Here is a 15,281-nt window from a genome sequence, read left to right as displayed (position 1 = left end):
GGAGTAACCGGTCATGACGAAGATCGTCAACCACTGGATCGGCGGCAAGTCCGTCGACGGCACGTCGGGCAACTTCGGGCCGGTCACCGACCCGGCCACCGGCGCGGTCACCACGAAGGTCGCGTTCGCGTCGGTCGACGAGGTCGACGCGGCGGTCGCCGCAGCGAAGGACGCCTACGCCTCCTGGGGCCAGTCCTCGCTGGCCAGGCGCACGGAGATCCTTTTCCGCTTCCGCGCCCTGCTGGACGCCAACCGGGACGCGATCGCCGAGCTGATCACCGCCGAGCACGGCAAGGTGCACAGCGACGCACTCGGCGAGGTCGCCCGCGGCCTGGAGATCGTGGACCTGGCCTGCGGTATCAGCGTGCAGTTGAAGGGCGAGCTGTCCACGCAGGTGGCGAGCCGGGTGGACGTCTCCTCCATCCGGCAGCCGCTCGGTGTCGTCGCGGGCATCACGCCGTTCAACTTCCCGGCGATGGTCCCGATGTGGATGTTCCCGATGGCCATCGCGTGCGGCAACACCTTCGTGCTGAAGCCGAGCGAGAAGGACCCGTCCGCCTCCATCAAGATCGCCGAACTGCTGGCAGAGGCCGGTCTGCCCGACGGTGTCTTCAACGTCGTACATGGTGACAAGGTTGCGGTGGACCGCCTCCTGGAGCACCCGGACGTCAAGGCCGTCTCCTTCGTCGGCTCGACCCCGATCGCCCGCCACATCCACACCACCGCTTCCGCGAACCACAAGCGTGTGCAGGCCCTGGGCGGCGCCAAGAACCACATGCTGGTCCTGCCGGACGCCGACCTGGACGCGGCGGCCGACGCGGCCGTCTCCGCCGCCTACGGCTCGGCGGGCGAGCGCTGCATGGCCATCTCGGCGGTCGTCGCCGTCGGTGCGATCGGCGACGAACTGGTGGAGAAGATCCGCGAGCGCGCCGAGAAGATCAAGATCGGCCCCGGCAACGACCCGACGTCCGAGATGGGCCCGCTGATCACGGCCGTACACCGCGACAAGGTGGCCTCCTATGTCGAGGGCGCGGCCGCCGAGGGCTGCGAGGTCGTCCTGGACGGCACCGGCTACACGGTGGACGGCTTCGAGGACGGCCACTGGATCGGCATCTCGCTCCTCGACAAGGTGCCGACCAGCGCCAAGGCGTACCGGGACGAGATCTTCGGCCCGGTGCTGTGCGTGCTGCGCGTGGACACCTACGAAGACGGTGTGGCCCTCATCAACAGCTCGCCGTTCGGCAACGGCACCGCGATCTTCACCCGGGACGGCGGCGCGGCCCGCCGCTTCCAGTTGGAGATCGAGGCCGGCATGGTCGGCGTGAACGTCCCGATCCCGGTCCCCGTCGGCTACCACAGCTTCGGCGGCTGGAAGGACTCCCTCTTCGGCGACCACCACATCTACGGCAATGACGGCACCCACTTCTACACCCGCGGCAAGGTCGTCACCACCCGCTGGCCCGACCCGTCCGAGGCCCCGGCCGGCGTCGACCTGGGCTTCCCCCGAAACCACTGATGTGACCGACTGACCCTGTCGAGGCCGTCCGGATACCGGACGGCCTCAACTTTTTTTGTAAGCCGTACTGCGGTTCCCGTGGAGACGGGATGAAACGGATGACTTAAGTCTTCTTGATGCATGACCTTCGAAACCAAGGTCATGCGAACAAGAGGCTTGATGATTACTTCACCAAGGCGTTCGACCCTACGAAAGCGATGTGACCCCGCTCGCCTTAAGAGTGCGGAATCCGAAGGTAAACGGCCATTGACGCAGCGGTTTTCGTCGGGGTTCCATGCAGCACGGCCCAACCGCCGGAGGCATCCGCACGACGCGATCGGAACCGCCGCATGACCGACACGCTCCGCCCTGTCGAGACCGCCCTCCCAGAGGTGCCCGACAGCCCCAAGACGCTCAAGCGCTCCATCGGCGTGGTCGGCGGCACCCTCCTGACCCTCTCCTGTGTGACACCCGCCTCGACGCTCTTCGTGGTCGTCCCGGACCTCTTCGGGTCCCTCGGCACCGCCACCGCCCTGACGATCGCCATCGGCTCCCTCCTCTGTATCGCCGTGGCGTTCTGCTACTCGGAGCTGGGCACGCTCATCCCGAGCGCGGGCGGCGAGTACGCGATGGTCTCGACGATGGCGGGACGCCTGGCCGGCTGGCTGGTCTTCGTCCTCTCCCTCCTCGTCGTGATGATCGTGCCCCCGGTGATCGCGATGGGCACGGCCGACTACCTGTCCCCGATCGTCCACCTCGACCCCGCCATGACCGGCGCCGGCGTGATGCTCCTCGCGACCCTCGCCGGCCTCCTGGACCTGCGGGCGAACGCCTGGATCACCGGCATCTTCCTGGTCCTTGAGGTCATCGCGGCGGGCGTCGTGGCCGTGCTGGGCTTCTCCCACAGCCACCGGGGAGCCGGCAGCCTCACCTCCATGCAGGTGGCGGACACGGGAGGCCACACCACCACCGTCACCGCGATGCTGGTGGTCTCCGGCCTGGCCATCGCCCTCTTCGTCACCCAGGGCTTCTCCACGGCGGTCTACCTCTCCGAGGAACTGGAGCACCCGCGCCGCAACGTCGCCCGTACGGTCCTGGCCACCCTCGCCATTTCCACGGTGATCATCCTGGTCCCGGTGGCGGCGATCACCATGGGCGCGTCCGACCTCAGGGAACTCAGCGGCGGCGACATCAGCAGCATGGTGACGGCGTGGTCCAACTCCGCGGTCGGCACGTTCGTCAGCCTCTGCGTGGCCCTCGCGATCATCAACGCGGGCATCGTCATGGTCATCCAGAACTCCCGCGTCCTGTTCGCCTCGGCCCGCGACAAGGCCTGGCCCACCCCGGTCAACACGGCCCTCTCCCGACTCGGCCGCTTCGGCTCCCCCTGGGTGGCCACCCTCGCGGTCGGCGTCCCCGGCGCGCTGCTCTGCTTCGTCAACCTGGACACCCTGTACGGCGTGACGGGCGTGTCGGTGACCGGCATGTACCTCCTGGTGGCAGTGGCCGCCCTCCTGGCCCGCCGAGGCGCCCACAAGCACACCCCGGCCTGGCGCATGCCCCTGTGGCCGGCGATGCCGATCCTCCTGATCGCCGTCCTCGCCTACATCCTCACCCAGCAGGAAACGACCTACCTCCTCTGGACAGGCGGCATCACAGCAGCGGCAACCCTCTACTGGGCCTTCTACCTCCGCCCCCGCAAGACCACCCGCTGGCTGGTATCAATCCCGGAAGACACCCAGCCCTAGAGACCCCCACAAGGGACGCGGGAACCGACCCGCAACCGTCCACACGCACGGAGGCGCCCCCGGTAGGGGCGCGGGGAACGGCGCAAACGCGGCTCACCGGACGCACGTTCGAAAATGCGCCCCACCCGCCGTACCGCGCTCGAAGTACACCCAGACCTCCCGTACTACCGAGGGATGGCCAGGGGTTCACCCCTCCGTGGGCATCGGATGTCAGTCCAGGCCCGTACCGTTGAGGGCATGGATCTTCGACCCCCCGGCCTACGAGCCCTGCTTCGGCGGCCGCGGCGACTACTGTCGGCCGCGGCCGCCGTCGTGGTGCTCGTGGGCGCCGGCACATGGACGGCCGTCGCGTCCGACGACCCGCCCCCGGTGCACCGGTCCGACAAGGTCATGGCGGTGGACGGGGTGCATCTGGACACCTCGTTCTTCACCACCGCCGGCACCGGCCGACGCCCCGCCGTCCTCCTCGCCCACGGCTTCGGCGGCTCCAAGGCCGACATGCGCCAGGAAGCCGAGGACCTCGCCCGCGACGGCTACGCGGTCCTCACCTGGTCCGCCCGCGGCTTCGGCAAGTCGACCGGCAGGATCGGCCTGAACGACCCGAAGGCCGAGGTCGCCGACGTCTCGCGGCTGATCGACTGGCTGGCGAAGCAGCCCCAGGTCCAGCTCGACAAGCCCGGCGACCCCCGCGTCGGCATGGCGGGCGGCTCGTACGGCGGCGCGATCTCCCTCCTGACCGCCGGCTACGACCAGCGCGTGGACGCGATCGCCCCGTCGATCACGTACTGGAACCTCGCGGACGCCCTGTTCCCGGACGGCGTCTTCAAGAAGCTGTGGGCCGGGATCTTCTTCAACACCGGTGGCGGCTGCGCCAGGTTCGAGCCGGCGCTGTGCGCGATGTACGACCGGGTCGCCGAGTCGGGCAGGCCGGACGCGGCCGCGGTCAAGCTCCTGGAGGAACGCTCACCGTCGGCCGTCGGCGCCCGCATCAAGGTGCCCACCCTGCTCTTCCAGGGCCAGACCGACTCCCTCTTCACGCTCGCCCAGTCCGACGCCGCCGCCAAGGCGATCCGGGCCAACGGCGCCCCCGTCGACGTCGACTGGATCGCCGGCGGGCACGACGGCGGCGACCTGGAGACCAGCCGCGTCGAGGGCCGGGTCACCTCCTGGTTCGACCGCTATCTCAAGGGCGACAAGGCCACCGGCACCGGCCCGGCCTTCCGGATCACCCGCACCGGAGGCATCGACTCCACCGACGGCACCGCCCTGCTGCGGGGCGCGACCTCGGACAGCTACCCCGGCCTGGAGAGCGATCGGAAGTCCATCGCCCTCACGGGCGGCACACAGCGCGTCCAGAACCCGGCGGGCGCCACCCCGCCCGCCGTCTCCGCACTGCCCGGCCTCGGCGCCGCCGGCGGCCTCACCCAGCTCTCCTCCCTGGGCGTCGGCGTCTCCCTTGACTTCCCGGGCCAGTACGCCCGCTTCGACTCGGCGCCCGTCGCCGACAACGTGCAGATCACCGGCTCACCCACGGCCACCGTCCACATCACGTCGACCAGCGACGACGCAGTGCTCTTCGCCAAGGTGTACGACGTCGGCCAGGACGGCACCCAGCAGGTGCTGCCCTCCCAGCTGGTCACCCCGATCCGCGTCGAGGGAGCCGGGTCCGGCAAGGACGTCACGATCACCCTCCCGGCGATCGACCATGAGGTACAGAAGGGCCACCGCCTGCGCCTGGTCCTCGCCTCCACCGACCTTGGCTATGCCTCCCCGGCCGCCCCGGCGACGTACACGGTCTCCCTCAAGGGCGCCCTCGCCGTGCCGACGGCACCCCAGGTGGACACGGCCGCCGCAGCGCTGCCCGCCTGGGTGTGGTGGCTGCCGCTGGCCGGAGCGGTCGCCGCCCTCGCCCTGCTGCTCACCGGCCGCCGTCGTACCGCCACCCCGGCACCGGCCCCCGAGCTCGCCGAAGTCCCGCTGCAGATAACGGACCTGAGCAAGCGCTACGCGCGCTCCACGGACCGGTACGCGGTACGGGAGCTGTCCTTCCGCGTCGAGAAGGGCCAGGTCCTCGGCCTGCTCGGCCCGAACGGCGCGGGCAAGACCACCACACTCCGCATGCTGATGGGCCTGATCAAGCCGGACGGCGGCGAGATCCGGGTCTTCGGCCACGCCATCCGCCCGGGCGCCCCCGTCCTCTCCCGGGTCGGTGCCTTCGTGGAGGGCGCCGGCTTCCTGCCGCACCTCTCCGGCCGGGAGAACCTGGAGCTCTACTGGCAGGCCACCGGCCGCCCGGCGGCGGACTCCCACATCGAGGAGGCCCTCGAGATCGCGGGCCTCGGCGACGCACTGGCCCGCGCGGTCCGCACGTACTCCCAGGGCATGCGCCAGCGCCTCGCCATCGCCCAGGCCATGCTCGGCATGCCGGACCTGCTCATCCTCGACGAACCGACCAACGGGCTCGACCCGCCGCAGATCCGCGAGATGCGCGAGGTGATGATCCGGTACGCGGCCGCCGGCCGTACGGTGATCGTCTCCAGCCATCTCCTCGCCGAGGTCGAACAGTCCTGCACCCACCTCGTGGTGATGGACCGCGGCCGGCTGATACAGGCCGGCCCGGTCGCGGAGATCGTCGGCTCCGGCGACACCCTGCTCGTCGGCACCGGCGTGCCCGTGGAGGAGCCGGTGGTGGAGAAGGTGGCCGCGCTGCCCGGCGTCGCCTCGGTGGTCGGTACCGACGACGGCCTTCTCGTCCGCCTGGAGGCGGGCGGCAGCGCACCACGCCTGGTCGCCGAGCTGGTGCGGCTGGACGTGCCCGTGGCGTCGGTGGGCCCCCACCGCCGTCTCGAAGACGCCTTCCTGACCCTGATCGGAGGTTCCGCATGAGCACGCTCACCGAGGTCGCCTCCGGCTATCAGGCGGGCCGCACCCTGCCGTTGCGCGTCGAGCTGATCCGCCAGCTGAAGCGGCGCCGCACGCTGGTGATGGGCGCGATCCTGGCCGTACTGCCGTTCGTGCTGCTGATCGCGTTCGCGATCGGCGGCCAGCCGGGCGCCCGGAACGGCCAGGTCACCCTGCTGGACACGGCCACCGCGTCCGGCGCCAACTTCGCCGCCGTCAACCTGTTCGTGTCGGCGGGTTTCCTGCTGGTCATCCCGGTCGCCCTGTTCTGCGGGGACACCGTGGCCTCGGAGGCCGGCTGGTCCTCCCTGCGCTATCTGCTCGCCGCACCCGTGCCGAGGGCCCGCCTGCTGTGGTCCAAGCTCGTCGTCGCCCTCGGCCTCAGCCTGGCCGCGATGATCCTGCTGCCGCTGGTCGCCCTGGCCGTCGGCACCGCCGCCTACGGCTGGGGACCGCTCCAGATCCCGACCGGCGGCGAACTCGACACCGGCACGGCGGCCCAGCGCCTCGCGGTCGTGGTGGCGTACATCTTCCTGTCCCAACTGGTCACCGCGGCACTGGCGTTCTGGCTCTCCACCAAGACGGACGCGCCCCTCGGCGCGGTCGGCGGCGCGGTCGGCCTGACCATCGTCGGCAACGTTCTCGATCAGGTGACGGCCCTCGGCGACTGGCGCAACTTCCTGCCCGCCCACTGGCAGTACGCCTGGGCGGACGCCGTACAGCCGCATCCCGAGTGGTCCGGGATGATCCAGGGAACCGCGATTTCCATAACGTACGCCCTGGTGCTGTTCGCCCTGGCCTTCCGGGCTTTCGACCGCAAGGACATCGTCTCCTAGGTCACCGGACGATCTCCCTCCGGCCTCGACGGGCCTGGTCCGTGGCCGCTTCGAGATCCATCCGCAACGCATTCGGGCGCACGTTCCGGCCCCCTGCGCCGTCAGAGTCGACAGAAAGCCAGGAAGTCGACTCCGACCGGCACAGGGGGCACACACGATGGACCGACACCGGATCAGACGACAGAGGTGCGGGGCGCTCCTCGCCCTGACCACCGCGGGCGCAATGCTGCTGACGGCCTGCGCCGCGGGCCAAGACCACGCGAACGGCCCGGACTACGCCATCGGCGGCCCGACCCCCGCCCCCTCCCGGGCCCAGGTCGACGCATCCACCCCGTCCTCCGACTACCTCTCCACCTTCGCCCTCGACGTCGACACCGCCTCCTACGGCTACGCCCGCCGCACCCTCGCCGACGGCCGTCGCCCCGACCCCTCGACCATCCGGCCCGAGGAGTTCGTCAACAGCTTCCGCCAGGACTACCGCACCCCCGGGAACAACGGCTTCACGGTCACCGTCGACGGCGCCCGCACCAGCGACCCGGACTGGTCCCTGGTCCGCGTGGGCCTCACCACCCGCCCCTCCACGACCACCGGCGAACGGCCGCCGGCCGCCCTCACGTTCGTCATCGACGTCTCCGGCTCCATGGACGAACCGGGCCGACTGGACCTCGCCAAGAAGTCCCTGGACACGATGACCGACCGGCTGCGCGACGACGACTCGGTCGCGATCGTCGCCTTCAGCGAACACGCCGACACAGTCCTGCCGATGACCCGCCTCGCCGGCCACCGCGCCGAGATCCACGACGCCGTCGACGGCCTCGCCGCCCTCTCCTCCACCAACCTCGGCGACGGCGTGGAGACCGGCTACGCCACCGCCGTCGAGGGCCTGCGCAAGAACGCCACCAACCGGGTCGTCCTGATCTCCGACGCCCTCGCCAACGACGGCGAGACCGACCCCAACGCCATCCTCAAGCGTATCGACAGCGACCGCCGCGAGTACGGCATCACCCTGTTCGGAGTGGGCGTGGGCAGCGACTACGGCGACGCGCTGATGGAACGCCTCGCCGACAAGGGCGACGGCCACACGACGTACGTCTCCGACACCGACACCGCGACCGAGGTCTTCTGCCGGCAACTACCGCAGAACATCGACCTGGTGGCCCGCGACGCCAAGGCCCAGGTGGCCTTCGACCCGCACACGGTCGCCTACTTCAGGCTGATCGGCTACCAGGACCGCAAGGTGGCCGACCAGGACTTCCGCAACGACCACGTGGACGGCGGCGAGGTCGGCCCCGGCCACACGGTGACAGCCCTCTACGCCGTCCGCACCAGGCCCGGCACGGAGGGCCACCTGGCCACCGCCACGGTCCGCTGGCTGGACCCCGAGACCCGCGACCCGCACGAGAACACGGGCGCCATGGAAACAGCCGCCCTGCACGACTCGGTCTGGACCGCGTCCGCCCGCTTCCAAGTAACCGCGGTGGCGGCGTACTTCGCGGACGCGCTGGGAGGAGGGGGCTACGACATGCCGGGGAGCCCGAGTCTCAGCACTCTGGAATCCCACGCCACCAACCTGGCGCAGATGACCGAGGACAAGGACGTATCCGGCCTGGCGACGGCCATTCGGGAAGCAAGTCATTCCGACGCCGCAAGCTGAGGCGCCCCCTCAGGGGCGCGGGGCTGTATCACCATGCGGCTACCGCCGCGTGGGCGCGACCAGCCACGACGCACCGGCACCCGGCGAACGACCGCAGCCCCTACGGCGAGACCCATTGACCTTTCCTTACTTGTGAGTAAGTTGACGCCCCATGGGCGTACGCAAGGACCTCAAGCGGGCAAGGCAACGCACCGACCTCGCCGCCCGGGGCAAGGTCGAAGTCATCAAGGACGAGGCCGGCGTCGTACGGGAGGTACGCCAGGCGAATCTCGCCCCACCCCTCACCACCGGCTCCCTCGCCGACCTCCCCTACGCCAACGCGGCCGAGGAACCCGGCGCCACGGCGCTACGGCGCCCCGACGGCCAGGTCAGCGCCGCGGCCTTCGCCGCCCAAGTGACCGCCGTGGCCAAGGGGCTGATCGCCGCCGGGCTCGAACCCGGCGGCCGGATCGCCGTGATGTCCCGCACCCGCTACGAGTGGACGGTCCTCGACTTCGCCATCTGGTCGGCGGGCGGGGTGAGCGTCCCGATCTACCCCACCTCCTCCGCCGAGCAGGTGGAGTGGATCGTCAGGGACTCCGGCGCCCGCCATGTCGTCACCGAGACCCCGGAGAACACCGCCACCGTCACCACCGGCACCGCCCACCACCCCCGACTCCCGCGCATCTGGGAACTCGACGGCGGCGCGGTCGCCGACCTCACCGCCCTCGGCGAGGGCATCCCGGACGAGGACGTCACCAAGCGCCGCGGCACCCTCATCCCCGACTCGACCGCGACGGTCTGCTACACCTCCGGCACCACCGGCCGCCCCAAGGGCTGTGTCCTCACCCACGCCAACCTGCATGCCGAGGCCGCCAACACGGTCGAGCTGCTGTACCCCGTCTTCCGTGCGGTCACCGGCCAGACCGCCGCCACCCTGCTGTTCCTCCCGCTCGCCCACATCCTGGGCCGTACGCTCCAGATCGCCTGCCTGATGGGCCGGATCGAGATGGGTCACTTCCCCAGCGTGAGGCCGGACGAACTCCGGCCCGCGCTGCGGGAGTTCAGGCCTACGTTCCTGGTCGGGGTGCCGTATCTCTTCGAGAAGATCCACGACACCGGGCGGGCGACGGCCGAGAAGATCGGCCGGGCCGCCTCCTTCGACCGGGCGGAACGGACCGGCGTGCGCTTCGCCGAGGCCTACCTGAACAAGTTCCTCGGCCGCGGAAAGGGCCCCGGCCCCGGCCTGTACGCCGCCTGGGCGTTGTACGACCTGCTGGTCTACCGCCGTATCCGCAAGGAACTCGGTGGCCGGATGCGGTACGCCATCAGCGGCGGCTCCCCGCTCGACCGGGACCTCAACCTGTTCTTCCACGCGGCCGGGATCGTCGTCTACGAGGGCTACGGCCTGACCGAGACCAGCGCGGCCGCCACCGTCGTACCGCCGCTTGCGCCCCGCCCCGGCACGGTCGGACAGCCGATCCCCGGGACGGCCGTCCGGATCGCCGACGACGGCGAGGTGCTGATCAAGGGGCCGGTGGTCTTCGGGTCGTACTGGAACAACCCGGCGGCGACCGCCGAAGTGCTGCCGGAGGACGGCTGGTTCGCGACCGGCGACCTCGGCGCGCTCGACGAGGACGGCTATCTCACCATCACCGGCCGCAAGAAGGACATCCTGGTCACCTCTGGCGGCAAGAACGTCTCCCCTGCCGTCCTGGAGGACCGGCTGCGCAGCCGCGCGCCCGTCGGCCAGTGCCTGGTCGTCGGTGACAACCGGCCCTTCGTCGCCGCCCTGATCACCCTGGACCCCGAGGCGGTCGCCCACTGGCTGTCCGTACGGAAGCTGCCGTCGGACACCCCGCTCGCCGAGCTGGTGCGCGACGAACGGCTGCGGGCCGAGGTGCAGAAGGCGGTCGACCACGCCAACGCGGCTGTCTCCCGCGCCGAGTCGATCCGCTCCTTCGCCCTGGTCGAGGGCGAGTTCAGCGAGGACAACGGCCTGCTGACGCCCTCGCTCAAGGTGAAGCGGCACGCCGTCGCGGCGGCCTACGCCGAGCAGATCGAGGCGCTGTACCGCCGCTGACACGCCGAAGCGGGCCGCCGAACCACTCGGCGACCCGCTTCGGTCACTGGATCAGCTCTCACCGTTCGTGGACAGGACCGACACGTCCTCCAGGAGGTGTGCCAGCGCGCCGTCGCGCTTGACGTTCGAGGAGTTCTCGGTGCACTGCTGCTGCATGTGGTCGGACAGGATCGGAATGTCCTGGACTCCGACGCCGATGGCCCCGGCGACGGAGGCCGGAATGTCGTTCACGGCGACGCACGGCTTGTTGAAAGAGCCCTGGATCAGGGCGAGCTGCGGGCTCATCTTCCCGTACGTGGTCGAGTTGCCGAAGGCCTGCCATCCCGCGTTGCCGTTCGCGACGTTCGGTCCGGTGTCGTTCCCGATCGCCAGAGCCTGCGGTGCCGCGGCAGCGGAGGCGCCCAAGGCGGAAGCGGCGACGGCCGCGGTGGCAACAAGTTTCTTGATCACTTGCCAGTCCTTTCTGAGGAAACCCCGTACCGGAGCGTGATGGTCAACTCTGCGGGCCGCCGGTGGTTTCTCCTGTTCACCCTGTCGGCCGATGGGGTGGACTGCGGTGTGTTTTCCGGATCGGTGACTTATCGTCGCCACCCGGGCGTTTACGCTCCAACCGAGTGAATCAGCGGAACCATTCCCTATGCGCCGGGTTGATGAGGCCGTAGGGCATGAGTCGCATACGAGGAAAGGAACGCGAAGTGCTCAAGAAGGCAATGTTCGCCGCCGCGGCCGCCGCTTCTGTCGTGGGAATGGCGGTGGCGGCCGCGCCGCAGGCGCTTGCCATCGGCAACGACGACGGGCCGACCGTTGTGAATGGCAACGGCTCCGTGTCGTCGTTCGGCAACTCGGCGACCAAGGGCGACATGAGCCCGCAGCTCTCGCTGGTGCAGGGCTCGCTCAACAAGCCGTGCCTGGGCGTCCAGGACGTCGATGTCGCCGTCGACGCGCTCGTCGGTGCCACGGTCCAGGACGTCCCGGTTCTCTCGGACCACCTGCAGCAGCAGTGCGCCGAGAACTCCTCGAACGTCAAGCGCGACGGTGCGCTCTCGCACGTCCTGGAGGACGTGTCGGTTCTCTCGGCCGTCACCGAAAGCTGAGTCGACCTTGGCCGGCTCGGGCTGCCCGCTGCATCGTCTGCGGGCTGCCCGGGCCTTTTTCGTGGAATTCAGGCGAGTGAAAACGCAAGAATGGTCGGCGCCATCCTGGCGCTAACATGTCAATCCGTGTGGGCGTTTCGAGTGAATTACCGGACGGCGCGCGTTCCATAGTTTCTTCGGCTGTCTATTCCTCGTTCTACAGTCTGCCGGTCATGGTGCGAGCCGTTCATGCTGTGCTCGCTCGGTTTCGGCCGTCACACGGGCATGACCGCAGAGAAGGGAAAGTTCATGAAGAAGACCGCTGCTGTCGCTGCCGGCGCAATCCTGGCCTTGGGCGGTGCCGTCCCGGCCTTCGCGGATGCGGGTGCCGAGGCTGCTGCCATCGCTTCCCCGGGCGTTCTTTCCGGCAACGTGATCCAGGTTCCGGTCCACGTTCCGGTCAACGTCTGCGGCAACACCGTCAACGTCATCGCGCTGCTGAACCCCGCGTTCGGCAACGTCTGCGCCAACGACTGACGAGGTCACCGCAGCGCACCAGCCGTCCGGCTGAGTCACGGCCGGCCTCGGACCGTCGATCCTTCGTATCCGCGCTCCGAGGCCGGCCTTTCCACTTCTGAGCAGGAAGACAACGAGATTGCGACAGACCCTCAGCAGGGGAATGGTCGTGGCCGCCGCCGCGGCCGGCATTCTGGCCCTGTACGTCAGTCCCGCGCTCGCCGACTCGGACGCGACCGGCACCGCAGGCGGCTCACCGGGTGTCGTCTCCGGCAACAACGTCCTGGCTCCGGTGAACGTGCCGGTCGACGTCTGCGGCAACTCGGTCGACGTGGCCGCCGCGTTGGACCCGGCCTTCGGCAACTCCTGTGCGAGCGCGTCGGCTTCGGCCGAGCCCACCGGCGACCGCGCACACGAGACGTCCTACGGCGACTCGGGCTACGGCACCGAGACCGGTGCCACCCCGCCGTCCGACGTCTGCGGGACCCCACCGGCCTACGGCGACGCGACCCCTCCCGCGTACGGCGACAACGCCCCTCCCGGGTACGGCGAACAGACTCCGCCGTGCGCCGAGACTCCACCGCCCAGGTCGACGCCTCCGGCCGAAACGACCCCGCCGAGCCAGTCGACGCCTCCGGCCGAGACCACCCCGCCGAGCCAGTCGACCCCTCCGGCCGAGACCACCCCGCCGAGTCAGACCACCCCGCCCGGTGGCCCACCGCCCTCCCTGCCGCACACCGGCAGTGACCGTGAGGCCATGCTCGCGGCCTCGGCGGCCAGCGCCGCACTGATCGCGGGCGGCACGATGCTCTACCGACGAGCCCGAGCCGCGTCTCGCAGGTCCTAGTGCTCCGGGTGCCGGACGCCTCCATCGGGGTCCGGCACCCGTGTCCGTCAGCTCCGAACCGTGTCCGGTGCCGGCTCCCGGTGGTCCGCCGTGATGCCCCAGCCGGCCGGACCCGAGCGCAGTCGTCGCCGTACCCCGCGCACCAGCGTGCCGCGGTGAAGCCGGCGCGGCCGAGCAGCACCTCCACCCCGGACTCCACCCGCTCCCGGACCCACCAGGCGCCGGCCGGGCCGAGGGCCGTGGCCGCGATCCGCGCCCCGGGTCGGCTCCGCGGGCCGCCGGTACAGGCCCGGCCGCTCGGAGTAGAACCAGTTGCGCCAGCCGGGGCCGAGGCCGCTGTGCGGGGCGCGCGCCGACTGCCACAAGGGGCGCTCCCAGGGCGGCGGCACCTCGTTCCGGCACAGCCGGTCCGCGCGCACCAGCACCCGTACCCGGCTGCCCCTGTTCGGCGAGGAGCGCGGCGGTCTCCAGGGCCGCCCGGCCGCCGCCGATCACCGTGACGTCCCGGTCCCGGAAGCGGTCGAGGTCGGCGTGGTGGCTGCTGTGCGAGACCAGGTCAAGACACGCACGTTCAGGCCCGCTGCCGCGGCGTGGGACGCGATGGACAGGCCGTACGGCCCCGCGCCCACCACCAGCAGGTCGTACATCAGCAGCTGCTCGTCTTCTCGTCGTCGGACCGGTCGGGCAGACCGGCGAGGCTGGAGACACCGGACACGCCGGACACACTGGACACACCGGAGAGTTCCTCGTCCAGGGCGGCCGGGCAGCGTTCCCCGGCCGGCTCCCCGGCCTGACGGACCACGGCGGAGGACGGCGGCAGGGCCGGGGCCGTACGGGGGCCCAGCCGGTCGAGGAGCCGGCCCGCCACATGCCGGCCCCACAGCGCCCACATCGCCAGGCCCGGCACCCGGTCGTCCGGCGCGCTCCAGGCCAGCTCGCGCCCGCGCGGGGCCGGCCGCAGCGCGCTCAGCGGCGCGTAGTTCTCCACCACGAACGCCCGCCCGGCCAGTGGCGCCCCGGCGGTCAGCGGACGGTGGGTCAGATCCAGGTGCAGGGCGCGTACGACGTCCAGGCCCACGCTGTCGGTGAAGAGCCGGAACTGGGCGCCCGGACGGGGGTTGAAGTCGAGGAGGTGGTAGCGGCCGGTGGTGCCGCAGCGGCGGAAGTCCAGGTCGAAGATGCCGCGGAAGCCCAGTTCGCCGGTGAGCCGCTCGGCCAGCCCCTGGACCTGCGGGTTGGGCGTCCATAGCCCGACCGCCGTCAGGCCCGCCCCACGTGGCCAGGCCAGCTGCTTACGGCCGGGGCCGCCCGCGCGTACCGTCCCGGTGCGGTCGGCGTAGCCGTGGAAGAACCAGTCGCGGTCCGGGCCCGGCGGCAGGAACTCCTGCAGCAGCAGCCGGCTGCCCGCCTCCTCCGCCCGCAGGAACAGCTCCCGGGCCTCCCGCGCCGAGCGCACCACCACCGTGCTGCGCAGTCCGGACCCGGCCGGCACCAGCCAGGGCCGGCTCCACTTGGCGACCACCGGAAGCCCGAGCCGCCAGGCGACGGCGGCGGCCTGCTCGGCGCTGTCCGGGACGAGGGTCTGCGGGTGCGGGATTCCGGCCGCCGCGCACACCTCGGCCAACCGGGCCTTGTCGGCGACCTGTTCGGGGAGCGTAGCGGGCTGCTGAGGCAGCAGGTAGGCGGGTGCCAGGTCCTCGCGGAGCCGGCCGACCGCGATCGCACTCGCGTCGTCCATCGGGATCAGCACCGCCGGACGGGCGATCCGCGCCGCCACCCGGCGCAGCACGGCCACGATCTCGGCGGGGGACGCGCCCGGCGCCGGCGGCGGATGCAAGCGCCGTACGAAACGGGACCTGCCGACCGGACTGCCGGTGGAATCGGCGACCACATGGACTTCCACGCCGGCTCTGCCGAGCGAGCGCACGGCCCCCAGGGTGCCGTGGTGAAAGGGATTTCGGTCGATCCGCAGCAGAACCGCGGGAACCCGGATGTCTAGCAGCGACACGGACCTTTTCCTTTGCGTCGGTTCACCCGTGCGGGCGTTCGGGGCGCCCGAATGCCGCAGCCGCACTGGCGGAATTCATACTGATATGACTGAGTGTCAGTAACTGGCACTTTCTCAGCGAATGTGCGAACGGACGAGAAC

The 15,281-nt window shown here is 70.7% G+C and carries 11 protein-coding genes and 1 pseudogene; 9 read left to right on the top strand and 3 right to left on the bottom strand.

From position 1 onward, the window contains the following. Positions 1–13 precede the first annotated feature (13 nt). The 6 genes from mmsA (at position 14) to ACZ7OO_RS14360 (ending at position 10,696) form a co-directional block, all read left to right on the top strand. Complete coding sequence (gene mmsA, locus ACZ7OO_RS14385; protein WP_471504727.1) at positions 14–1,516, top strand: CoA-acylating methylmalonate-semialdehyde dehydrogenase; 1,503 nt, start codon at positions 14–16, stop codon at positions 1,514–1,516. A 329-nt stretch (positions 1,517–1,845) separates the two neighbouring features. Continuing rightward, a complete protein-coding gene (locus ACZ7OO_RS14380; RefSeq protein ID WP_471504725.1) occupies positions 1,846–3,243 on the top strand; it encodes an APC family permease in 1,398 nt (465 codons plus the stop codon). 237 nt (positions 3,244–3,480) lie between these two features. Beyond that, positions 3,481–6,129, top strand: coding sequence for a CocE/NonD family hydrolase (locus ACZ7OO_RS14375; protein ID WP_471504723.1), 2,649 nt, complete (start codon positions 3,481–3,483; stop codon positions 6,127–6,129). Next, positions 6,126–6,980, top strand: a complete 855-nt coding sequence (locus ACZ7OO_RS14370) for an ABC transporter permease (protein ID WP_471504721.1) — start codon at positions 6,126–6,128, stop codon at positions 6,978–6,980. Before ACZ7OO_RS14375 ends, ACZ7OO_RS14370 begins: the two co-directional genes overlap by 4 nt. 157 nt (positions 6,981–7,137) lie before the next feature. Continuing rightward, positions 7,138–8,634 carry a vWA domain-containing protein gene (locus ACZ7OO_RS14365; protein WP_471504719.1) on the top strand — a complete coding sequence of 499 codons (1,497 nt, stop codon included), beginning with the start codon at positions 7,138–7,140 and terminating at the stop codon, positions 8,632–8,634. A gap of 151 nt (positions 8,635–8,785) precedes the next feature. Then, the gene (locus tag ACZ7OO_RS14360) at positions 8,786–10,696 is read left to right on the top strand and encodes an AMP-dependent synthetase/ligase (protein ID WP_471504717.1); all 1,911 of its coding nucleotides are present in this window, start codon (positions 8,786–8,788) and stop codon (positions 10,694–10,696) included. Positions 10,697–10,747: 51 nt separating this feature from the next. Here the strand turns inward: ACZ7OO_RS14360 and ACZ7OO_RS14355 are convergent, their stop codons facing one another. After that, positions 10,748–11,146 carry a rodlin gene (locus tag ACZ7OO_RS14355; protein ID WP_471504716.1) on the bottom strand — a complete coding sequence of 133 codons (399 nt, stop codon included), beginning with the start codon at positions 11,144–11,146 and terminating at the stop codon, positions 10,748–10,750. A 245-nt stretch (positions 11,147–11,391) separates the two neighbouring features. Between ACZ7OO_RS14355 and ACZ7OO_RS14350 the strand changes: the two genes are divergently transcribed. The 3 genes from ACZ7OO_RS14350 (at position 11,392) to ACZ7OO_RS14340 (ending at position 13,132) form a co-directional block, all read left to right on the top strand. Then, the gene (locus ACZ7OO_RS14350) at positions 11,392–11,790 is read left to right on the top strand and encodes a rodlin (RefSeq protein ID WP_471504714.1); all 399 of its coding nucleotides are present in this window, start codon (positions 11,392–11,394) and stop codon (positions 11,788–11,790) included. A gap of 288 nt (positions 11,791–12,078) precedes the next feature. Next, entirely contained in the window at positions 12,079–12,306 is a 228-nt protein-coding gene (locus tag ACZ7OO_RS14345; RefSeq protein WP_471504934.1) for a chaplin, read from the top strand. Positions 12,307–12,424: 118 nt separating this feature from the next. Continuing rightward, the gene (locus ACZ7OO_RS14340) at positions 12,425–13,132 is read left to right on the top strand and encodes a chaplin (RefSeq protein WP_471504712.1); all 708 of its coding nucleotides are present in this window, start codon (positions 12,425–12,427) and stop codon (positions 13,130–13,132) included. A gap of 169 nt (positions 13,133–13,301) precedes the next feature. Here ACZ7OO_RS14340 and ACZ7OO_RS14335 read toward each other — a convergent pair. Both ACZ7OO_RS14335 and ACZ7OO_RS14330 read right to left on the bottom strand, forming a co-directional pair. Beyond that, positions 13,302–13,687 (bottom strand): annotated as a pseudogene (locus ACZ7OO_RS14335) (FAD-dependent oxidoreductase); the annotation flags it as partial. A gap of 91 nt (positions 13,688–13,778) precedes the next feature. Then, entirely contained in the window at positions 13,779–15,140 is a 1,362-nt protein-coding gene (locus ACZ7OO_RS14330) for a carboxylate--amine ligase (protein WP_471504710.1), read from the bottom strand. Between the last annotated feature and the right edge of the window lie 141 nt (positions 15,141–15,281).

It is taken from the genome of Streptomyces sp. NPDC111744, from assembly GCF_055634995.1.
Note: the sequence above shows the minus strand (reverse complement) of the source record. Positions and strands in the feature narration are given on the sequence as shown.